This is a genomic window from Sphingosinithalassobacter sp. CS137 (assembly GCF_014334115.1).
GTDB lineage: Bacteria > Pseudomonadota > Alphaproteobacteria > Sphingomonadales > Sphingomonadaceae > Sphingomonas.
Window position 1 is genome coordinate 2974226 of record NZ_CP060494.1, and the last position, 21379, is coordinate 2995604.

General features: G+C 67.2%; 21 protein-coding genes and 1 tRNA gene. 9 read left to right on the forward strand and 13 right to left on the reverse strand.

Going from position 1 to position 21379, the window contains the following annotated elements:
- Positions 1-124: 124 nt before the first annotated feature.
- Entirely contained in the window at positions 125-748 is a 624-nt protein-coding gene (locus H7V21_RS14610; RefSeq protein ID WP_188054432.1) for a helix-turn-helix transcriptional regulator, read from the forward strand.
- Positions 749-755: 7 nt separating this feature from the next.
- Here the strand turns inward: H7V21_RS14610 and H7V21_RS14615 are convergent, their stop codons facing one another.
- Positions 756-938 (reverse strand): hypothetical protein, encoded by a 183-nt coding sequence (locus H7V21_RS14615; protein WP_188054433.1) that lies wholly within the window; start codon positions 936-938, stop codon positions 756-758.
- A gap of 184 nt (positions 939-1122) precedes the next feature.
- On the opposite strand from H7V21_RS14615, the gene H7V21_RS14620 reads away from it, so the two are divergent.
- The 3 genes from H7V21_RS14620 to H7V21_RS14630 all read left to right on the forward strand — a co-directional run bounded on the left by H7V21_RS14620 (position 1123) and on the right by H7V21_RS14630 (position 3659).
- Complete coding sequence (locus H7V21_RS14620) at positions 1123-1335, forward strand: hypothetical protein (RefSeq protein ID WP_188054434.1); 213 nt, start codon at positions 1123-1125, stop codon at positions 1333-1335.
- A 160-nt stretch (positions 1336-1495) separates the two neighbouring features.
- Positions 1496-3268: an SLC13 family permease gene (locus H7V21_RS14625; RefSeq protein WP_188054435.1), complete on the forward strand. Its 1773-nt coding sequence runs from the start codon at positions 1496-1498 to the stop codon at positions 3266-3268.
- Between the two features lie 55 nt (positions 3269-3323).
- Positions 3324-3659, forward strand: a complete 336-nt coding sequence (locus tag H7V21_RS14630; RefSeq protein WP_188054436.1) for a zf-TFIIB domain-containing protein — start codon at positions 3324-3326, stop codon at positions 3657-3659.
- Between the two features lie 42 nt (positions 3660-3701).
- Here the strand turns inward: H7V21_RS14630 and H7V21_RS14635 are convergent, their stop codons facing one another.
- Positions 3702-5132: an aldehyde dehydrogenase family protein gene (locus tag H7V21_RS14635; protein ID WP_188054437.1), complete on the reverse strand. Its 1431-nt coding sequence runs from the start codon at positions 5130-5132 to the stop codon at positions 3702-3704.
- Positions 5133-5242: 110 nt separating this feature from the next.
- Here H7V21_RS14635 and H7V21_RS14640 point away from each other — a divergent pair, with 110 nt between their 5' ends.
- Entirely contained in the window at positions 5243-6217 is a 975-nt protein-coding gene (locus H7V21_RS14640; protein WP_188054438.1) for a quinone oxidoreductase family protein, read from the forward strand.
- A 259-nt stretch (positions 6218-6476) separates the two neighbouring features.
- Here the strand turns inward: H7V21_RS14640 and H7V21_RS14645 are convergent, their stop codons facing one another.
- Complete coding sequence (locus H7V21_RS14645) at positions 6477-7094, reverse strand: flavodoxin family protein (protein ID WP_188054439.1); 618 nt, start codon at positions 7092-7094, stop codon at positions 6477-6479.
- A gap of 152 nt (positions 7095-7246) precedes the next feature.
- On the opposite strand from H7V21_RS14645, the gene H7V21_RS14650 reads away from it, so the two are divergent.
- Both H7V21_RS14650 and H7V21_RS14655 read left to right on the forward strand, forming a co-directional pair.
- On the forward strand, positions 7247-7885 hold the full coding sequence (locus tag H7V21_RS14650) for an SRPBCC family protein (RefSeq protein WP_188054440.1): 639 nt from the start codon (positions 7247-7249) through the stop codon (positions 7883-7885).
- Complete coding sequence (locus H7V21_RS14655) at positions 7885-9066, forward strand: zinc-dependent alcohol dehydrogenase (RefSeq protein ID WP_188054441.1); 1182 nt, start codon at positions 7885-7887, stop codon at positions 9064-9066. The genes H7V21_RS14650 and H7V21_RS14655 overlap by 1 nt, the downstream gene beginning before the upstream one ends.
- Before the next feature lie 219 nt (positions 9067-9285).
- Here the strand turns inward: H7V21_RS14655 and glnA are convergent, their stop codons facing one another.
- Positions 9286-10698, reverse strand: a complete 1413-nt coding sequence (glnA, locus tag H7V21_RS14660; RefSeq protein ID WP_188054442.1) for a type I glutamate--ammonia ligase — start codon at positions 10696-10698, stop codon at positions 9286-9288.
- Between the two features lie 183 nt (positions 10699-10881).
- On the reverse strand, positions 10882-11220 hold the full coding sequence (locus H7V21_RS14665; protein WP_188054443.1) for a P-II family nitrogen regulator: 339 nt from the start codon (positions 11218-11220) through the stop codon (positions 10882-10884).
- 276 nt (positions 11221-11496) lie between these two features.
- Between H7V21_RS14665 and H7V21_RS14670 the strand changes: the two genes are divergently transcribed.
- On the forward strand, positions 11497-11748 hold the full coding sequence (locus H7V21_RS14670) for a hypothetical protein (RefSeq protein ID WP_188054444.1): 252 nt from the start codon (positions 11497-11499) through the stop codon (positions 11746-11748).
- Here H7V21_RS14670 and map read toward each other — a convergent pair.
- Positions 11739-12566 carry a type I methionyl aminopeptidase gene (map, locus tag H7V21_RS14675; protein ID WP_188054445.1) on the reverse strand — a complete coding sequence of 276 codons (828 nt, stop codon included), beginning with the start codon at positions 12564-12566 and terminating at the stop codon, positions 11739-11741. The two genes, H7V21_RS14670 and map, sit on opposite strands and share 10 nt — an antisense overlap.
- A gap of 64 nt (positions 12567-12630) precedes the next feature.
- Here map and H7V21_RS14680 point away from each other — a divergent pair, with 64 nt between their 5' ends.
- On the forward strand, positions 12631-13386 hold the full coding sequence (locus H7V21_RS14680) for a competence/damage-inducible protein A (protein WP_188054446.1): 756 nt from the start codon (positions 12631-12633) through the stop codon (positions 13384-13386).
- A 39-nt stretch (positions 13387-13425) separates the two neighbouring features.
- Here H7V21_RS14680 and H7V21_RS14685 read toward each other — a convergent pair.
- From H7V21_RS14685 to H7V21_RS14715, 7 genes are all read right to left on the reverse strand, one after another.
- A tRNA-Gly gene (locus H7V21_RS14685) sits at positions 13426-13499 on the reverse strand.
- A 49-nt stretch (positions 13500-13548) separates the two neighbouring features.
- A complete protein-coding gene (locus tag H7V21_RS14690; RefSeq protein ID WP_188054447.1) occupies positions 13549-15345 on the reverse strand; it encodes a glycoside hydrolase family 15 protein in 1797 nt (598 codons plus the stop codon).
- Positions 15342-16355, reverse strand: coding sequence for an SDR family oxidoreductase (locus H7V21_RS14695; protein ID WP_188054448.1), 1014 nt, complete (start codon positions 16353-16355; stop codon positions 15342-15344). The genes H7V21_RS14690 and H7V21_RS14695 overlap by 4 nt, the downstream gene beginning before the upstream one ends.
- A 26-nt stretch (positions 16356-16381) precedes the next feature.
- The gene (locus tag H7V21_RS14700) at positions 16382-18028 is read right to left on the reverse strand and encodes a GMC family oxidoreductase (protein WP_188054449.1); all 1647 of its coding nucleotides are present in this window, start codon (positions 18026-18028) and stop codon (positions 16382-16384) included.
- The gene (locus H7V21_RS14705; protein WP_188054450.1) at positions 18018-18662 is read right to left on the reverse strand and encodes a gluconate 2-dehydrogenase subunit 3 family protein; all 645 of its coding nucleotides are present in this window, start codon (positions 18660-18662) and stop codon (positions 18018-18020) included. Before H7V21_RS14705 ends, H7V21_RS14700 begins: the two co-directional genes overlap by 11 nt.
- Positions 18655-19506 carry a hypothetical protein gene (locus tag H7V21_RS14710; protein ID WP_188054451.1) on the reverse strand — a complete coding sequence of 284 codons (852 nt, stop codon included), beginning with the start codon at positions 19504-19506 and terminating at the stop codon, positions 18655-18657. Before H7V21_RS14710 ends, H7V21_RS14705 begins: the two co-directional genes overlap by 8 nt.
- 6 nt (positions 19507-19512) lie before the next feature.
- On the reverse strand, positions 19513-21297 hold the full coding sequence (locus tag H7V21_RS14715; protein WP_188054452.1) for a thiamine pyrophosphate-requiring protein: 1785 nt from the start codon (positions 21295-21297) through the stop codon (positions 19513-19515).
- Positions 21298-21379: the final 82 nt, after the last annotated feature.

Here is a 21379-nt window from a genome sequence, read left to right on the forward strand (position 1 = left end):
AGGAAACGCTCAACCTTGGGCAGCACAGACATCTGCCGATTCCTCCCGAGTCGCTGTGAATGTTCATTGTCTGTTCCGTGAAATCCTACTTGTCTAGGAAATTTCCTACGACTATGAAATCGTGATGGATGAAACAGCTGCGCGGGCCGCCCTGGAGGCGCTGATCGCCGAGCGTGGCGAGAGCTATGCGGCATTGTCGCGCATGCTCGGCCGCAACGCGGCCTATTTACAGCAATTCGTGAAGCGCGGATCGCCACGGCGGCTCGACGAGCGCGATCGCACTCTGCTGGCGCGCTATTTCGGCGTCGCCGGCGCCGTGCTCGGCGGGCCGGATGCAGCCGAGCTGGTGCCCGTGCCGCGGCTCGACATCGGCGCCTCGGCCGGACCGGGGCGCATCGCCGAAGATGGCGCCGTGCGGCAAATGGCACTCGATCCTGCACTGCTGCGCCGCTTGGGCGTGCGCTCTGCGGCAGCCTCGATGATTCGAGTGGAAGGAAGCTCGATGGAACCGACGCTAGCGGATGGCGATGCGATCCTGATCGACGGCGATCGGCGGTGGCCTGGATCGCGCGCTGCGCTGTTCGTGCTCCGCGGCCCGGCTGGCGTTCAGGTGAAGCGGCTGCGGTTGCTGGGAGATACGATCGAGATTGCCAGCGACAATCCGGAAGCGCCGCCGCCGCGCCTCCACCCGGCTGCCGAAGTGGACGTCGTCGGCCGGGTGGTGTGGCTCAGCCGGGCGCTGGTCTAAGCGGCCATCAGCCGGCCCGGCGCTTGTCCACCAGCCACACGATTGCCGCCAAGGCGACACCAAAGATCGCGCCCAGCACTACGCCGAGCGAGGGCTCGCCTTGCCAGAATCCGATCGCGGCGCCAGCAAGGGTGGAGAGCGCAATCAGCGATCCGCCGGCCTTGGGATTGCGCTTGGGTTCGACTGTCATGGGGCGCCTTTGCCATGTCCTGCGCTGGGACGCCACTGTCCCGCTTCGGGATAGGTGGCACGGGCGGGCTCCCGGGTAGCCGACGGCATTAACCTTCGGATGCGGCGTGTCCTGCCGATCCAATTCGATTGGCACGGAGCTTGAGTAGAAGGCGGCGCCGTTGCGGCCAGTATGTGGAGTACAGATGGAGCAGTTGCCTTATCTCGCCGACCGCGCCGAGGTTTCGGACGCTGCCGAACTCATCCGCCTGTATGGCGACGATGCGGGTTTCCAGGCAGCGGCGCGGGCCGACCGCAGCCGCGATCTCGGCAACCACATTCACTTCTGCCGCTGGCGCCAGATCGAGCGGCTGATCGTGCTGCTGGCGAGCGAGCGGCCGGTGGGCGCGATTCACTGACGGCGCACCCGCGGCGTAGCGCTTGATCGCGCCGCCGCTTTCCCGCTAGCTGGTCTCCCGCGCCCGGCGGACGTGACGGCGACGCACTGCGCGAAGCGGTTGCGGACCTTGAAGCCGCTTCGCGAGTTCAAGAGCCTTCCTCCATGCACACCGAGGCCGAATGACGCTTCCCCAGATGCTCTCGGTCGCGGTGCTGACGGCCATGATGGGTTTGTTCGTCTGGGGGCGGTTTCGCTACGATCTGGTTGCGGTGATGGCGCTGTTGGCGGCGCTTGCCGTGGGAGTCGTCTCGCCGGAGGAGGCGTTTCGCGGCTTTTCGGACGACATCGTGATCATCGTCGGATCGGCGCTGGTGCTTTCGGGCGCGGTCCAGCGATCGGGCGCGATCGAGCGGCTGATGCTGTTGATCCAGCGGCGCACCACCAAGGTGAGCACCCAGCTGATGGTGCTGACCGGCAGTGTGGGCTTCGCCTCGGCGCTGGTAAAGAACATCGGCGCGGTCGCGATGCTGATCCCGGTCGCGTTCCAGATGGCGAAGAAATCGAACACCTCGCCATCGGTGTTCCTGATGCCGATGTCGTTCGCATCGCTGCTGGGCGGGCTGATGACGCTGATCGGCACTTCGCCCAACATCATCGTTTCCAGCGTTCGCGAGGAAATGACGGGCGAGCCGTTCGGGATGTTCGACTATCTGCCGGTCGGGCTGGGACTTACCATCATGGGGCTCGTGTTCCTGCGGTTCGGCTATCGCCTGCTGCCGGGCGACCGGCGTGCGGCGCCGACGCTGGGCGAGGCGCTCGATATCCAGGATTATGTTACCGAGGCGCGGATCGGCCCCAAGTCGCCGGCGATCGACGAGACGGTTGCCGAGTTCATCGAGCGCCACGATCACGAGATCACCATCACCAACCTGATCCGCGGCGGGGTGCGCAGCGCGCCGTTCCCCGACACCGTCCTCCACCGCGAAGACATCCTGATCCTCGGCGGATCGCCGGACAGCCTGGAACGGGTGATCGCAGGCGACCGGCTCGAGCTCGAGGGTCGCGAGACTCTGGCGGGCGGCGACACCGCCGACATCGGCGTGATCGAGGCAGTGATCGGCACCGACAGCCCGCTGGTCGATCGCACCGCCAGCCGCATGCAATTGCGCGACGTGTTCGGCGTGAACCTGATCGCGGTCTCGCGGCAGGGCGAGCGGCTGGTGCGCCGGCTGGGCAACATCCAGCTCTCGGCCGGCGACGTGATCGTGCTGCAGGGGCCGCTCGAACTGCTGCCCGAGCGGCTGCGCGACCTGGGCTGCCTGCCGCTGGCGGAGCGCGCGCTTCGGCTGGGGACCAGCGCCCGCCGCGGCCTGCTGCCGATCGTCATCCTGGCGGCGGCGATGGCGGCGACGGCGGCCGGGCTGGTGCCGGTGGCGGTCGCCTTCTTCGCTGCGGCGGGGCTCGTCGTCATCACCGGCGCCCTGCCGGTCCGCGAGGCCTACAGCCACATCGAATGGCCGATCCTGATCATGCTCGGCGCGCTGATCCCGGTATCCGATTCGCTGCGGACCACCGGCGCCACCGTGCTGATCGGCGACCAGCTTTCGGCGCTGGCGTCGGTGCTGCCGCCCTGGGGCGCGGTGATGCTGATCATGGGGGCGGCGATGGCAGTGACGCCGTTCCTCAACAATGCCGCCACCGTGCTGGTGATGGCGCCGATCGCCGCCACTTTCGCGAGCGGGCTGGGCTACCGCCCCGAGCCGTTCCTGATGGCGACCGCGGTGGGCGCCGGATGCGACTTCCTCACTCCGATCGGCCACCAGTGCAACACGCTGGTGATGGGGCCGGGAGGCTATCGCTTCAGCGACTATGCCCGGTTGGGCGCTCCGCTTTCGGTGCTGGTGCTTCTCGCCGGAACGCCGCTGATCCTGTGGTTCTGGCCCGCGCTGTGATTGCGGGGCCGCGGTCGCGTGCCTAGCTACCACTCGAAAAGCACAGGAGAGACGAATGCGAAGCCCCGAAGCCGTTGCGGCCATGCCATGCCCCGTCTGCAAGACCGGGCTGGCGATGAGCGAACGCCAAGGCATCGAGATCGACTATTGCCCGACGTGCCGCGGCGTCTGGCTCGATCGCGGCGAGCTCGACAAGATCATCGAGCGCAGTGCCGCGGAGATGGCGCCCCAGCAGATGCCGCAGCCGCCGCGCCCGTCCGAGCCACCGCGTTCGCCCGCCTCGGCAAACCCGTGGGGCGGCGGCGACTATCGCCACGAGAGCAGCCGGGGCCACGACCCGCGCTATTACAAGAAGCGCAAGCGCTCGTTCCTCGACGATCTGTTCGACTGAGCCCGAGGGGAGGGGGCGCGGCCGGAGCCGCGCCCACCGTGCTCAGGCTTCGGCGTAGGCGTTGAGCACCGACTTCACTTCCATGAACTCGGCAAGGCCGAACTTGCCGTGCTCGCGGCCGTTGCCCGATTGCTTGTATCCGCCGAAGGGCAGGTTCGGATCGGGCTGGCCACCGTTCACATAGACCATGCCGGCGCGCAGCTTGGGAGCGACTCGCTTCGTCGCTTCGGCCGGGCCGTGGACGACCGCCGAGAGGCCATAGTCGGTATCATTGGCGATCCGCACGCCTTCGGCCTCGTCCTTGTAGGGGATGATCGTCACGACCGGACCGAAGATCTCCTCGCGCGCGATCGTCATGTCGTTGGTGACGTGGCTGAACAGCGTCGGGCTGACATAATAGCCGCTTTCTACGCCCGCCGGTCGGCCGGGGCCGCCGACTTCGAGCTTGGCGCCTTCCTCCATGCCCTTCTTGATGAGGTCCTGGACCTTGTCGAATTGCGCCCGGTTCACCAGCGGCCCGATGTGGCGACCTTCCTCCATCGGATCGCCGACTTGCGTGCCCTTCATGATCGCAGTGGCGATCGCGACTGCCTCGTCCTGCCGATCGGCGGGCACGAGCAGGCGAGTGGGGGCGATGCAGCTCTGGCCCGAGTTCACCAGCACGCTCATCAGCGTTCCCTTGACGGCCTTTTCCATGTCGGCGCCTTCGAGCACCAGCGAGGGCGACTTGCCGCCAAGCTCCTGATGCACGCGCTTCACCGTGTCGGCGGCGTTCTTGGCCACCATGATGCCGGCGCGAGTCGAACCGGTGAAACTCACCATGTCGACGTCCCTGTGCTTCGACAGCGCAGTGCCGACGCCGGGGCCGTCGCCCTGGACGAGATTGAACACGCCCTTGGGAACGCCTGCCGCATCGAACACCTCGGCGAGAATCGCGGCGCAGCTCGGCGCTTCCTCCGAGGGCTTGAGCACCATGGTGCAGCCCGCCGCGAGCGCGGGCGCGACCTTCGAGATGATCTGGTTGAGCGGCCAGTTCCACGGCGTGATCAGCGCGACGACGCCGATCGGTTCGTGGACCACGGCGGAATTGCCGATCCGCTCCTCGAATTCGAATTCCTTGAGCGCCTTGATCGCGGCGTTCCAATGGCCGATCCGCGCATCGACCTGTGCCATCTTGGCCATCGAGATCGGACAGCCCATCTCGAGCGCGATCGCCTGGGCGAGATCGTCCGAGCGCTTCTGATATTCGGTGATGATCCGCTCGATCAGCGCGACGCGCTCGTCGACCGAAGTCTGCGAAAAAGTCTCGAACGCCGCCTTCGCCGCCGCGACCGCCTTGTCGACATCGGCGTTGCTGCCGAGCGTGATCTCGGTGACCGCTTCCTCGGTCGCGGGGTTGATCACTTCGTGACGGATGCCGCCGTCGCTCTCCACCCAGGCGCCGTCGATATAGTGCTTCAGATAGCTGCGCATGCCTCGCCCTCTGCTCTTTCGTATTTCGAGTATGGGCTAGATGGCGGGCGCGCACGCCGCTTGCAACCACCGATCGCAGCGCCACATCGGCGCGAGGAAGGAGACCGGCGATGGCACATGCGGCACGGATCGAGCGGACGGGCGGACCCGAAGTAATCGAGTGGGTGGCGGTGGACCTGCCCGATCCCGGCCCGGGCGAAGTGCGGATGCGCACCGCCGCCGCGGGGCTGAATTTCATCGACACCTATCATCGCAGCGGGCTCTATCCGATCGCGCTGCCGAGCGGGCTCGGCGTCGAGGCGGCGGGCGAAGTGATCGCCGTGGGAGCCGGTGTCGAGGGCTTCGTGCCGGGTGACCGCGTGACGGCCTTTGGTCCGGCGATCGGCGCCTATGCCACCGAGCGCAACGTGGCGGCGGACAGCCTGTTCAAGCTGCCGGGTGCGATTTCCGAGGAAGTCGCGGCGGCGGCGCTGCTCAAGGGATGCACGGCGGAGTTCCTGATCGAGCGCTGCGCGAAGGTGCAGCCGGGCTGGACGGTGCTGGTGCACGCCGCGGCGGGCGGTGTCGGCACGCTCCTGGTGCAATGGCTCAAGCATCTCGGCGCGACGGTGATCGGCACCGCCGGCTCGGCCGAGAAGGCCGAACGCGCGCGCGCGCATGGCGCGGATCACATGATCCTCTATCACGAGGAGGACGTGGCGGCGCGGGTGCGCGAGATCACCGGCGGCGCGGGCGTGCCGGTAGTGCTCGACGGCGTGGGCGCCGCGACCTGGCAGGCCTCGCTCGGATCGACCGCGCGGCGCGGGCTGGTGGTGAGCTTCGGCAACGCCAGCGGCCCGGTCGAAGGCGTGAAGCTGGCGGCGCTCAACCAGCATGGTTCGCTGTTCGTCACGCGCCCGAAGCTGTTCGACTATTATGCGACGGCCGAGGAGCGGACGGCAGGTGTTGCGCGCGTGTTCGACCTGCTGGGGCAGGGGGTGCTCACCCCCGAAATCGGCCAACGCTTTCGCCTGTCGCAAGTCGCCGAGGCGCATCGCGCGATCGAAGCGGGCGAGACGCATGGATCGACGCTGCTGTTGCCCTGAGCGCTTCGCGGGCCAAACCCACGCATTTCCGTCGAAGGTCACACTAAGGTCGCACCTCAACGCGCGCGGGCGCCCCCGCGCACACGTGCGTGCGCGCGCAGGCGAACACGCGCGAGACGAGCGGATCGGCAGACGGGATTTGCGGCGCATGACCGCGCCGGTGTGGCAGATCGGCACCGTGTAGGACAGCGGAAAAACCGATATGGTTCGTGCACTGCCGCCCCGCGAGGCGATGCGGGAGGGCGCGCGATCGGCGCGTTCAGCCGCTCACCCCGGGATATTGTGCCTGATTCAGCAGCTTCGCGAGATGGGCGGCGTTGCTCGCGGCCATGTCGGCGGTCTGCTGAACCTTATTGGGCACGTGCTCGAGATCCTTGAAATCGGTCGATCCCATCGCCTCGCCGACCCAGTAGCAGGCGGCGTTGGCGGGAATCGTCCAGCCGACGTCGTTGAGCGCCTGGAAGAGCTGTTGCGCCGAGCAATGGGCGCCATCCTCGTTGCCGACGATCGCCGCCAGCGCGACCTTGCCGAACGCGGGCATGCGGCTCTTGTCGTCGGTTTCGGACAGGAACGCGTCCATCCGCTCGAGCACGCGTTTTGCCACGCTGCCGATCTGACCAAGCCAGATCGGACCGCCGAAGATCAGAATGTCATGCGCGAGGATCTTCGTGCGCAGCGCGGGCCAGGCGTCGCCCGGCCCTTCGTCCGAAGTGACTCCGGGTTTGATGTCGTGCGCCGCGACCCGGATCGTCTCGCTGAGCGTCACATCGTGCTTCGCGAGCGAATCGCGCAGCACGCCGATCATCCGGTCGGTCGACGAATCCTGCGCGGGATCGGATTTCAGGGTGCAGTTCAAGGCGATCGCGGTCAGCGCCATTGGAATCCTCCGTGTCTGGTCATTGTCGGGAGACGCGCGGAGCATGCGCTCCGTTCCGCCTGCGCCCGGAGCGAACGCAACCTGCAGGACCGGTGATCGTTAGCCCTTCAACACGCGCTCCAAGCGGAAACCCCAATCAGGAGAATGGTTTGATGTCCGAAACGACCAGAAAGGCGACCGTGCAGCGTGTAGCTGCCGGGCTCGGCGTGCTCGGCGTCGCAGGCGTCGCGCTTCTCGCCACACGTTCGAGCGGCCCGCGATCGGGGGAAGACGATGCACCCGGCTATAGCGGACGGCACCGCACCGGCGGCGCGCCCGCGATCGTCGGCAAGACAGTGGCGATCGCCAAGCCCTCGCGGCGCGAACTCTACACCTTCTGGCGCGACTTCACCAACCTGCCGAGCTTCATGGAGAATATCGATGCGGTCGAGAAGCTCGACGGCAACCGCTGGCGCTGGACGATCAAGGCTCCGGCCGGGCGGACGGTCACCGTGGTGAGCGAAATCGCGCAGGAAATCGAAGGCGAGCTCATCGCCTGGCGCTCGACCGAGGATTCGGAGATCGAGACCAATGGCCGGATCAGCTTCCGCGACGCCTCCGGCAACCGCGGCACTTATGTGACCGCCGAGATCGAGTATCGCCCGCCGTTCGGCAACGCCGGACGCTCGCTTGCCAAGCTGTTCCAGCGCGAGCCGGCCATCCAGGCGCGCCGTGACCTGCGGCGCTTCAAGATGCTGATGGAAACCGGCGAGATCGCCACCCCCGCCAATCGACTCGAGGAGGCCGCCTGATGCGCGCACTTACCTTTCACGGCACCCACGACGTGCGTGTCGACACGCACCCCGACCCCGAAATCGTCAATCCGCGCGACGCGATCCTGAAGGTCACCAGCACCGCGATCTGCGGGTCGGACCTGCACCTCTATGACGGCGCGATTCCGGCGGTGATGAAGGGAGACATTCTGGGTCATGAATTCATGGGCGAAGTGGTGGAGACCGGCCCGCAATCGACGCTGAAGAAGGGCCAGCGCGTGGTGGTGCCGTTCACCATCTCGTGCGGCAGCTGCTATTTCTGCGACCAGCAGCAATATAGCGCGTGCGACAACAGCAACCCGGTCGACAAGCGCGAGATGTCGGAAACGCTGTACGGCACGCCGATGAGCGGGCTGTTCGGCTATTCGCACCTGACCGGCGGCTATCCCGGCGGGCAGGCGGAATATGTCCGCGTGCCGTTCAGCGACGTCGGCCCGATCGTGATCGACGACGACGGGCTCGACGACGACAAGGTGCTGTTCCTCTCCGACATTCTGCCGACCGGCTGGATGGCGGCGGAGAATTGCGGGATCAAGGAAGGCGATGTGGTCGCCATCTGGGGCTGCGGCCCGGTCGGCCTGTTCGCCGCCCAGAGCGCCCGGATCATGGGTGCGCGGGTGATCTCGATCGACCATTATCCGCACCGGCTGGCGCTTGCCCGGCAGATGGGGGCCGAGACGATCAACTTCCACGAGAGCGACGTGCGCGAGGCGCTGATGGAGATGACCGGCGGGATCGGCCCCGATGCGGTGATCGACGCGGTCGGGCTGGAAGCGCACGGCTTCGCCGTCGACAATATGATCGACATCGCCAAGCAGAAGGTGGGCATGGGCGCCGATCGCGCTTCGGCGCTCAAGCAGGCGATCCTCGCCTGCCGCAAGGGCGGCACCGTCTCGATCCCCGGCGTCTATGGCGGGATGACCGACAAATTCCCGATCGGCGCGCTGATGGAAAAGGGACTGACGGTGAAGACCGGTCAGACCCATGTACAGAAATACACCGCCAAGCTGCTCGACATGATCCGCGAGGGCGAGGTCGATACGACCTTCCTGATCTCGCACCGGCTGCCGCTCGAGCAGGCGGCGGACGGCTATCGCAATTTCCGGACGAAGCAGAACGAGTTCACCAAGGTGGTGCTCAAGCCCGGAATGGAGGTCTGACATGGCGGGCACGCTTGCGGTCGTCACCGACGGCAAGGCGCACGTCGTCTCGATTCCAGAACAAACTCCAGGCCGCGCTGGCGCATGTCGTGCCCGATCGGGTGCTGGCGAAGCAGCACCGCGGAATGGCCGAGCCCGAGCAGGACTGACGGGCCCCACGCGAAGCGCCCGGACATTGCTGCCCGGGCGCCCTGCCGTCCCGTTGCGACGGGGATGCGCTTATGCGCTGTAGTAGAGGTCGTACTCGACCGGGCTCGGGGTCATTTCCCAGAGCGCCACTTCGTCGCGCTTCAGCTCGATATAGGCTTCGACCTGATCGCGGGTGAACACGTCGCCCTTGAGCAGGAACTCCATATCCGCTTCGAGGCTGTCGAGCGCCTCGCGGAGCGAACCGCACACGGTCGGCACGTCGGCCAGTTCGGCGGGCGGCAGATCATAGAGGTTCTTGTCCATCGGATCGCCCGGATGGATGCGGTTCTGGATGCCGTCGAGCCCCGCCATCAGCAGCGCGGCATAGGCGAGATAGGGGTTCGCCAGCGCGTCGGGGAAGCGGAATTCGACGCGCTTGGCCTTGCTGCCCGCGCCATAGGGAATGCGGCACGACGCCGAGCGGTTGCGGCTCGAATAGGCGAGCAGCACCGGTGCCTCATAGCCCGGGACCAGCCGCTTGTAGCTGTTGGTCGACGGGTTGGTGAAGGCGTTGAGCGCCTTGGCGTGCTTGATGACGCCGCCGATGAAATAGAGGCACATGTCCGAAAGCCCGGCATAGCCGTTGCCGGCGAACAGCGGATTGCCTTCGTTCCAGATCGACATGTGGGTGTGCATGCCCGAGCCGTTATCTTCCTTGATCGGCTTGGGCATGAAGGTCGCGGTCTTGCCATAGGCATGGGCGACCTGATGCACGACATATTTGTAGATCTGCATCCGGTCGGCGGTCTGCACCAGCGTGCCGAAGGTGAGGCCGAGTTCGTGCTGCGCGGCGGCGACTTCGTGGTGGTGCTTGTCGCAGGGCAGGCCCATCTCGATCATCGTCGAGACCATCTCGGCACGAATGTCGGTGGCGCTGTCGACCGGGGCGACGGGGAAATAGCCGCCCTTGGCACGCGGACGGTGACCGAGGTTGCCCGCCTCATATTCCTTGCCCGAGTTGCCGGGCAGCTCGATGTCGTCGATCGCGTAATAGCTCGTCGCGTAGCTGTTTTCGAACCGCACGTCGTCGAACATGAAGAATTCGGCTTCGGGGCCGACATAGACGGTGTCGCCCAGTCCGGTGGACTTCAGATAGGCCTCGGCACGCTTGGCGGTGGTGCGCGGATCGCGGGCATACCATTCGCCGGTCGACGGCTCGACGATGTCGCAGAACAGGATCAGCATCGGCGTGGCCGAGAAGGGATCGACATAGGCGGCCTCGAGATCCGGCTTGAGGATCATGTCGCTCTCGTTGATCGCCTTCCAGCCGGCGATCGAGGAGCCGTCGAACATCAGCCCGTCGGTGAGCGCGTCCTCGTCGATCACGCCCGCGACCATCGAGAGGTGCTGCCACTTGCCCTTGGGATCGGTGAAACGCAGGTCGACCCATTCGATCTCCTGCTCCTTGATCATCTTCAGGATCGTGCCCGCATCGTTCGCCATCTAATCAGTCCCTTTCCAGATCATGCGTGTCACCCTGCGAATCGGGCAACATAGTTATGCAGCGTCTCCGAGCATCCCGGAATTGCTGCGCTGCGTCAAACCGTCGTTGGCGCGCGCCGGGATCGGCGCCTGCATGCCGTCGGCCGCCGCGCCCGAAACCGGCCGACGGCCGCGTACGCCACGTCAGATCGCGCTTTCGTTGCGCTCGCCGGTGCGGATGCGCAGCGCCGTCTCCACCGGCATGACGAAGATCTTGCCGTCGCCGATCCGGCCGGTCTGCGCGGCAGTGGCGATCGCCTCGACCACGCGCTCGGCAAGACCGTCCTCGACCACCACCTCGAGCTTCACCTTGGGGAGGAAATCGACGACATATTCGGCGCCGCGATAGAGCTCGGTGTGGCCCTTCTGCCTTCCGAAGCCCTTCGCCTCGGTCACGGTAATCCCGGAAACGCCCACTTCGTGCAGCGCCTCCTTCACTTCATCGAGCTTGAAGGGCTTGATGATCGCTTCGATCTTTCTCACGCATTCCCCCGCATTCGGACGTCGAGATCCTTCGCACGCCGTTGGCGCCACACGCCTTAGCAACACACACGCCTTGGCAACAAATGTGCCAGCGGCGGCGTGGCGGCGATCCTTGGCTCGCACGGGCCGGAACCCGCAACAAGTGCCTAGCGAATAGGCATATATACGAGGGGTGCCCGAAAGGGGAGCAGCGCCCGTCGCAGCCTCTACAGTAACAGCAGGAACCGCCCGTGTTCCTTCACGTTGATGCAGGAACATGGAACTGAGAGTGCGCCGATGCGGACCGACATCAACATGCCCGCCGCGCTGGTGCGGCGGCGTTGCGGCACTGCCGCGCCCGAAGGGGTGGAGACGGTCGCGCGCGGCCCGCTGATCGTCATGGCGTATGGGATGCGCGCGATTCCGCTGCCCCAGCGCGAGGAATATTGGATTCGCAGCCCGGCGGGCGATTTCACCGCCAGCGAGGCCGAGGAAACGCTGCGGCGCTGGACATCGGCGCCCGAGGATCCGGACCGCCGTCAGCCATAGGGCGGGCGATCGAAGCCCTTCGGACTGGTCGTGAAGATCTCGCACCCGTCCTCGGTGATCCCGATCGAATGTTCGAACTGTGCCGAAAGCGACCGGTCGCGCGTCACTGCCGTCCAGCCGTCGTCGAGCAGCTTCACGTCGGGGCGGCCGATGTTGATCATTGGTTCGATGGTGAAGAACATGCCGGGACGCAGCTCCGGCCCGGTGCCGGGGCGGCCGACATGGACCACTTCCGGCGCGTCGTGGAACATCCGCCCGAGGCCATGGCCGCAGAAATCGCGGACCACGCCGTAGCGGTGCCGCTCGGCATGCGTCTGGATCGCGTGGCTGATGTCGCCCAGGTAATTGCCCGGCCGCGCCTGCTCGATGCCGAGCATCAGGCATTCATAAGTGACGTCGACCAGCCGCCGCGCCTTCAGCGGCACGTCGCCCACCAGGAACATGCGGCTGGTGTCGCCGTGCCAGCCGTCGAGCAGGGGCGTCACGTCGATGTTGACGATGTCGCCATCCTTGAAGGTGCGCTCGCCGGGGATTCCGTGGCAGACGACATGATTGATCGAGATGCAGCTCGAATGCGTGTAGCCGCGATAGCCGAGCGTTGCCGGAACCGCGCCGGCGGCCAGCATCTGCTCGCGGATCATGTCGTCGATCGCGCCCGTGGTGGCGCCAGGCACCACATGCGGCACGACGGCATCGAGAATCTCGGCGGCCAGTCGCCCGGCGCGGCGCATTCCTTCGAACCCCTCCGCATCGTGGAGCTTGATGGCGCCGGTGCGGTGGAGCGGCGTATCGGCGGAGGCACTCACATATTCGGTCATGGCCGCGATATAGGCCGGCCCGAGCAGCTTTGCGAGGGCGCCGGCGTCGGCTATGCGACAGAGCATGTCAGAACGCATCTGGACGGCCGGGCTCGCCGTGATCGGCGACGAAATCCTTTCGGGCCGCACGCAGGACCGCAACGTCGCGCAGCTCGCCTCGTGGCTGAACGCACAAGGAATCCGGCTGCGCGAAGTGCGGATTGTGGCGGACGTCGAGGACGCGATCGTCGAGGCAGTGAACACGCTGCGCGCCCGCTATGATTATTGCTTCACCACCGGGGGAATCGGGCCCACGCACGACGACATCACCGTCGATGCGATCGCGGCGGCACTCGGCGTTCCGGTGGTCGTCCATCCCGAGGCGCGGGCGGTGCTCGAGCGCCACTATGCCGAGCGCGGTGGGTTGACCGACGCGCGGCTGCGCATGGCGCGCGTGCCGCAGGGCGCCGAACTGATCCCCAACCGCATGTCGGGCGCGCCCGGCATCCGCATCGGCAACATCCTGGTACTGGCGGGCGTGCCGCACATCGCCGCGGGGATGCTCGACGCGCTCACCGGCACGCTGGAAGGCGGCGCGCCGCTGGTGGCGCGGACGATCGGCTGCTGGGTGGCGGAAAGCGAGATCGCCGAGCTGCTCCGCGCAGTGGAGGCCGCCCATGCCGGCGTGACGTTGGGCAGCTACCCCTTTTTCCGCGAGGGCAGGGTGGGCGCCAATTTCGTCATCCGGGCGACGTCGCAGCAAGTGGTGGATGCCTGCGGGAGGGCATTGTCGGAGGGGCTGCGCGCGCTGGGTCGCGACTCGGTCGAAGGCGGCATCTGAGGCGGGTCGTCAGCGCGGAGCGCGGACGGGGAGCGGCGCTGGAGCGGGTGAAGGGAATCGAACCCTCGTCGTAAGCTTGGGAAGCTTCTGCTCTACCATTGAGCTACACCCGCGTGGACGGCGGAAATGCGTGGAATTCCGGGCCGTGTCAAGCGCGCCGGATCAGGAGCTGCCGCGTTCCTGGGCCGGGCCGCCCGCGCGGTCGAGGCTGAGCGCGGCGGCGACCAGCGAAAGGTGCGAAAGCGCCTGGGGGAAGTTGCCGAGCAAGCCTTCCTCGCCGACTTCCTCGGCCAGCAGGCCGACGTCGTTGGCGGTGGCGCACAGGCGCTCGAACAGCCGCCGCGCGTCTTCGAGCCGGTTCTGCAGCACATAGGCGTCGACCAGCCAGAAACTGGCGGCCAGGAAAGCGCCTTCGCCGCCGCCGACGCCATCCTCGATCCGGTCGGGCGCGTAGCGCCGGACGAAGCCGTCGCGATCGAGCGCGCTTTCGATCGCCGCGACCGTACCGCAGACGCGCGGATCGTCCGCCGGGAGAAAGCCCACGAGCGGGATCCGCAGCGTCGCTGCGTCGAGCGCGGTTTCGCCATAGGCGGCGACGAAGCTGTTGCGCTCGGAATCGAAGCCGTGCTCGAGCACCTGTGCCTTCACGCGCTCGGCCAGTTCGCGATAGTGCGAACACAGCTCGGGGTCGCTTTCCTCGAACCAGCAGGCGGCGCGATCGAACGCGGTCCAGCACATCACCTTGGAATAGACGAAATGGCGCGGTTCGCCGCGGCTTTCCCAGATGCCGGCATCGGGCTTCTGCCATTCGCTCTCGAGATCGGCGGCGAGCAGGCGGACGAGCGCGTCGCTGTCTTCGGTCCGTTCCATGCCGTGGCGCACGGCGGAATGCAGCGTGTCGATCACTTCGCCATAGATGTCGAGCTGGCACTGGTCGGCGGCGGCGTTGCCGAAGCGCACCGGCGTGGCGCCGTTGAAGCCGGCGAGCCAGGGCGCCTGCCACTCGAGCATCCGCCGGTCGCCGCCCACCGTGTAGAAAGGCTGGACGTCGATCGGCTCGCCCGCGACGGCGCGCCGCAGCCAGCCGACCCAGGCGTGCGCTTCGGCCGACATGCCCGATTGGAGGAACGAGAGGAGCAGGAAGGTCGAATCGCGCAGCCAGCAGAAGCGATAATCCCAGTTGCGCGAGCCGCCCGGACATTCGGGCAGCGAGGATGTGGGCGCGGCGACGATCCCGCCGGTGGGCCGGTGGATCAGCGCCTTCAGCGTGACGAGCGAGCGGATGACTTCGCCTCGATACGGGCCGTCATATTTGCACCGCGCGACCCAATCTTCCCAGAAGCCGCGCGTATTCTCGAACGCCTTCTCGGGGTGAACCGATTCGGGAACCGCCTCGTGCGCGGGAAACCAGGTCATCACGAAGCCGCGCCGATCGCCTTCGTTCACGGTGAACCGGCTGGTGAACCAGCGATCCTCGAAAGTGATCGGTTCATCGAAATCGAGAACGATCGCGTCGGGGCCGGCGATCGCCAGGACCTGCGCCTCGGAACAGGTGCGCACCAGCGGGTGGAGCTGGCCGTAATCGAAGCGCGCGGCGAGTTCGGAGCAGACCTCCACGCTGCCGCGGCGGCCCTCGACGATGCGCACGATATCCGGCGCCTGGCCGCGGATCGGCATGAAATCAATGACGGCGATGCAGCCGTCCCGGGTCTCGAACTCGGTTTCGAGGATCAGCGTCTCGTCGAGGTAGCGGCGGCTGCTGCGGGTGACTTCGCCCACCGGGCGCATGCGCCAGCAGCCGTTCTCGGCGTCGCCGAGGATCGCCGCGAAACAGGCCTCCGAGTCGAAGCGCGGCATGCACAGCCATTCGATCGAGCCGTCGCGATGGACCAGCGCGGCGGTCTCGCCGTCGCCGATCAGGGCATACTCCTCGATCCGCTTGCGGGATGGCTCGCTCATCCTTCGGCGCGGCTCCGCGCGAACAGCCCGGCTGCCAGCCCAGCGCCGATCGCGGCGAGCGCGCCCAGCGCTACTGTTCCGCGATGGGTGGTGAGCCAGAGCTGCGAACTGCGCGTCCGGGCACTCGCGTCGAACCGGCCGTGCGCGCCATGATCGCCGGGAACGGGCGCATAGAGGTTGTTCCGCCGGTCCGGCGCGACGGGTTCATCACTCTGCTGCCCGCTGACGCCCGTGCGCGCGAGATAGCGGTCCAGCAGCGGGGAAGCGATCTGGTCGCCCAGGATGGCCTGCCAGGTGGGCCAACCGAGCTTGATGTTCTTGCGCTTGTGATGCGCGGCGAAGTGGATCGCGCGGGCGGCGATTTCCGGCTGGTACGGCGGGCTCGCCGGCCGGGGTTTCATCGGCAGGTTCGTCTTGATCCAGTCGAACTGCGGCGTGTTGACGCCCGGCAGTTGCACCATCGAGACCGAGACGTTGCTGCGATCGTGGATCAGCTCGGTTCGGATCGAATCGTGAAAGCCCTGGATCGCGTGCTTTGCGCCGCAATAGGCCGATTGCAGCGGGATGCCGCGATAGGCGAGCGCCGAGCCGACGAGCACTACCGAGCCCCGGTCGCGCGGCACCATCCGCTTCAGCGCGGCATAGGTGCCGTTTACTTGCCCGAGATAGGTGACTCGCGTGACGCGCTCGTAATCGGTGAGCGACATGTCGAGGAAGCGCGCGAGCACGCCGGCGAAGGCGGCGTTGATCCAGATGTCGATCGGGCCGAACCGCTCCTCGAGCTTCGCGGCAGCGTTCTCGACGGCGTCGGCATCGACGACGTCGAGCGGCAGGACCAGCGCCTCGCCGCCGGCCTCTTCCACTTCGCGCGCTGCGGCTTCGAGCCCGTCGCGCCCGCGGGCGATAAGGCCGATGCGCGCCTTGTCCTTCGCGAATTCGCGCACGACCGCGCGCCCGACGCCGGCCGAGGCGCCGGTGATCATCACGACGGGGGGATGGCTGCTGCGCATGGTGCCTCCGCTTGTTGCTTGCCCTGTCAAAGCGCACCGCGACGCGAGAGTTCCTTGATGCGATCGGCAGTGCGGCACGCGAGCGCCTGAATGGTCAGCGACGGATTGGCGCCGCCCACGGTGGGAAAGACCGATCCGTCGCAGATCCAGAGGTTGGGAACGTCCCAGCTGCGGCAATCGGCATCGACGACGCTGGTTTCGGGGTCGAAGCCCATCCGCGCGGTGCCGTTCAGATGGCAGGTATCGTCGGTCTCGCGCCAGCGCTCGCGCGCGCCGGTCGCTTCGAGGCTTGCCTCCATGAAATCGAGCGCATGCGCGACCATGCGGCGCTCGTTGTCGCCTATCGCGAAGGTGACCCGCGGGATCGGCAGCCCATATTGATCGGTCTCGTCGGCCAGGGTGACGCGATTGTGCGCATAGGGAAGCACTTCGCCGACCATCTTGAGCCCGACCGAATGGTTGCTGCGCGCCATCTCGTCGATCAGCGCCCGACCCCATAGGCCGCGTCCGCCCGAAAGCGACCGCGCCCAGCTGATCGGCAGCGGACCCTGGCTCATATAGGCCCAGCCGCCGTGATAGTCCTTGCCGGCGTCCGCATAGTTCCAATGCTCGTTGATCGCGAGGCTGGGCGGCCCTTTGTACGAGCGGATCTCCTCGTCGACCTGGCCCCAAACCGCCTGGTTGAGCTGGACCATAAGATTGCGGCCGACGAGCCCCGACCGGTTGGCGAGGCCGTCGGGAAAGCGGCTGCACGCCGAATTGAGCAGCAGCCGCGGCGTTTCGATCGCATAGCCGGCGACGACGACGTTCTTCGCCCGCTGGAACCGCCATTCGCCTTCGCGGTGATAGTGAACGCCCGTGGCGCGGCCGTTCGGCCCCATCTCGATCCGGCCGACCATCGCCAGGTCGCGGATTTCGGCACCGGCAGCCAGTGCGCGCGGCAGCCAGGTGACGAGCACCGATTGCTTGGCGTTGGTCGAGCAGCCGATCACGCACATGCCGCGATAGACGCAGGGGTGCGCCTTGCCGTGCGGCGCGGAAAGCGTGGCGATCGGCGTCTCCGCCCAATCGGTGCCGAGCGCCTCGGCGCCGCGCGCCAGATGCTCGGCGGCGGCATTGAGCGGATGCGCGCGATAGGGATAGCGCGGCCGCTTGGGCCCCCAGGGATAACGGACCGGGCCGGCGATCTTCAGCGCCTCCTCGACCTCGGCGTAATAGCGCCACATCTCGCGCCAATCGATCGGCCAGTCGACGCCATAGCCCAGTTTCGTCCGGCTCTTGAACCATTCGGGACGGAAGCGCAGCGACACCATCGCAAAATGAACGGTCGATCCGCCGACGGATTTTCCCGAATTGTTCGAGCCGAGCTTGAGCGGATCTGGGCCGTCGACGATGCGGTCGTCGGTCCAGTAGAGCTTTGCCTGATGCCGCTCGTCGGAAGCGAAATCCTCGAGCGGGCGCCAATAGGCCCCGGCATCGAAGGCAACGACCGAAAAGCCGGCTTCGGCGAGCTTGCAGGCAAGCGTGCCGCCGCCCGCGCCAGTGCCGACGATCGCGAAGTCGACTTCATCCTGCTCGCGATGCTCGCGCATCGGCACCCAGCCGCCCGGTTCGAAGACGTCGGGCGCACGGCCGTTGGCGGCGCGGGGCGTGGTCAGCGCGTCAGCGCGCATGCCGGTTCCGAAAGGGGGCAGGGAGGAGGCGCCCATCGTCGCGCTCGGCGGCTTCCCAGGGATCGCGGCGATCGGCGGCGAGGCGGACATAGCCGCGCGGGCTGGCGGGACCGCCGAAGCCCATCGCGCTCCAGGCCGAGGGGTGGGCAAAATAGGCCGCGACGAGATCCGGCAGCAGCCGCCACGACCAGAAGAGACGGGGCGGGAGCTGCTGCCATTCGCAAGCGCGCACCGTGCCGTTCTCGATTGCGGCGAGCAGCGTGTCGGCCGCCTCGGGGGGCAGCGCCGCGAAGCCCCGCCCGTGGACCAGCCTGGCCTCCGCCTCGATCGCGTCGAGCCCGCGCGCCCAGGCCTCGCGCGCGGGCGGCAGTCCGGCCGGGCGATAGCCTTCGCCGGCGGTTGCGTCCGTCAGCGATGCGAGCAGCAGCGCGACCGTGTTGACCGGCGCCCGCTGTTCGGGCTGCGGCACGATGCGCTCGGCAAGTGCGCGCAGCGTCGCGATCTGGACGGCGGTGAGCAGGCCGGTGGCTTCGCCGAGCCGAAGCCGCGCGTCGATCACTTCGCGCGTGGCCGCGTTCCAGCTCGGCGTGTCGCGCTGGGTGAGCACGTCATAGTCGGGGAAGCGATCAGCCATGCCCCCTCCGCATCAGGAGCAGCGCGCCGAGCCCGGCGAGCGCCAGGCCGGTGAAGGCGGGCGGGGCGGGGATCGGCGGGCCGACGAGCAGATTCTGGCGCCAGTTGCGCCAGCCGCCCATGTTGCGCGCGACACCGCGCGCGTGGAAGCCCGCGCCGACAAAGCCGAGCAGCGCAGTTGCACCGAGCAGTGCCCAACTCGTGTCCTTCGGCACTCCGGAAAGCGTGTCCCGCGCGAGGGCGAGTGCCGCCAGCGGCGGCAGCGTGACGGGCAGCCACATCCAGGGGCTGTGGAAGGCGCCGCGGAAATGCAGCAGCGCCGCTTCCGCCGAGGTGCCGACAAGTCCGATCACGGCGAGCGCGCCGACGAAACGGCCGCCGACGGGCAGCGGCCCCAGGCGCGGATCGCGCGTGGCGAGCGCATCCGCCGCCGCGCCGAGCGCACCGGACAGGATCAGCGCGGCCGGAGCGCCGATCGGAGCGGCATAGAAAAGCGTGCTCCAGCGCAGATGCCCGACGCGGCGAGCGATGTCCCATCCATGGAAGCCCAGGCCTGCCGCTCCGGCGGCGGCGATCGCTGCGTGGGCGGGCGTGCGCGGCCGACGCTCAGGCCGCTGTGCCGGATCGCGGAGCGGCTCATTGGGAACGGATGATCGGTCTCGACCGCCGGCCGCGTTCACGCGGATCGCTGCCACTGCGGCTACGATGGGCACCGCCATCGCCGGGTGGTGAAACGATCCTCGGTAATGCTCGATCGAACTGTCGGCGAGCACCGAAGCCCCTAGGATCGTCGCGCCACCGGCGATCAGCCGGGCGGGCGCCGTGGCTGCGTCCGCCTGCAGCATCGCCGATCAGTCCTTCGCGAAGACGTTGGCGAGAACCTGCTTGGCGCTGCCCTTCAGCACCGACCCCTGATTGGGATCGCCCTTGAAGAACATGCTGGTGAAGGCCTTGGCCTGCTCCAGCGTGATGTGCGGCGGAAGAGGCGGGACCTCGGGGTCGGTCTTGACCTCGACCACCACCGGCCGATCGGAGGCGAGCGCCTGGTCCCAGGCGTCGCCGAGCTCGGCGGGATCGTCGACATAGATTCCGCGCAGTCCGATCAGCTCGGCGAAGCGGTGATAGGGCACATCGGGAATGGTCTGCGTGGCTTCGAACTTCGGATTTCCCTCCATGACGCGCTGTTCCCACGTCACCTGATTGAGATCCTCGTTATTGAGGACAAGCACGATGAAGCGCGGATCGGCCCATTTGTGCCAGTATTTCGATACGGTGATCAGCTCCGCCATGTTGTTCATCTGCATCGCGCCATCACCGACGCTCGCGATCACCGGGCGCGTGGGATGGGCAAACTTGGCCGCGATCGCATAGGGAACGCCCGCGCCCATCGAGGCGAGCCCGCCCGAAAGCGACCCGCGCATCCCGCGCCGCATCATCAGGTCGCGCGCATACCAGTTGGCGCAGCTTCCGCTGTCGCTGGTGAGAATCACGTCATCGGGAAGCCGCGTGTTGAGTTCTGTGAAGACGCGCTGCGGATTGACCGGATTGGCATCCACCATCGCGCGGTCGTGAAGAGTCTTGCGCCAGTCCTCGTTCCACTCGGCGATGTCCTCCCGCCAGCTTCGGTCGGTCTTTTCCTCGAGCAGCGGCAGCAGCGCCTCGAGCGTGGAGCGCACATCGCCGGTGAGATTGACTTCCATCGGATAGCGGATCGAGAGCATGCCGGGATCGATATCCACCTGCACGCCGCGCGCCTGACCCTCCTTGGGGAGGAATTCGGAATAGGGGAAACCCGAACCGAGCATCAGCAGCGTGTCGCATTCCATCATCAGATTCCAGCTCGGCTTGGTGCCGAGGAGTCCGATCGAGCCGGTGACCCAGGGCAGGTCGTCGGGAAGGACATCCTTGCCGAGCAGCGCCTTCGCCGAGCCCGCGCCGAGCTTGTCGGCCACGGCGATCACTGCATCGGCGGCGTTGCCGGCACCGGCGCCGACCAGCATCGCGACTTTCTCGCCCGAATTGAGCACGTCGGCGGCGCGCTGAAGGTCCGTCGGTTCGGGAACGACGCGCGGGGCCGACCAGCCGACTCCCGAGAAGACCGCGCCATGGCTGCGCGGCGGCTGTTCCATCTCGAGTTCCTGAAGATCGTTCGGAAAGACGAGCGCAGTCACCCGGCGCTGGCCGAGCGCGATCCGCACCGCCCGGTCGATCAGGTGGCGGACCTGCGCCGGCGCCATCGCATAGCCGGTGAAGGCGCCCGCTACGTCCTTGAACATCGACGTCATGTCGAGTTCCTGCTGATAATGCGCGCCGACCGCGGTGCGCGCCTGCTGACCGACGATCGCGAGCACCGGCATGTGATCCATCCGCGCGTCATAGAGGCCGGTCAGCAGATGCGAGGCGCCGGGCCCGGAAGTCGCGAGGCACACGCCCAGCTCGCCGGTGAACTTGGCATGGGCGGAGGCCATGAAGGCGGCCATCTCCTCGTGCCGCGCCTGGACGAAATCGAATTTGTCGCCGGCGCGGTCGAGCCCGCCGAGCAGTCCGTTGATGCCATCGCCGGGATAGCCGAAAATGCGCCGCACGCCCCATTCGTGCAGGCGTTCCCACACGTAATCGCCGACCGTCTGCGCCATGATGCGCCTCCTCGAAAGATTGCTCCGGTTTCCGTGCTGTCTGTTTGGTAACGGGTTGCGCGCGTGCGCGTTCCGCTTCCCG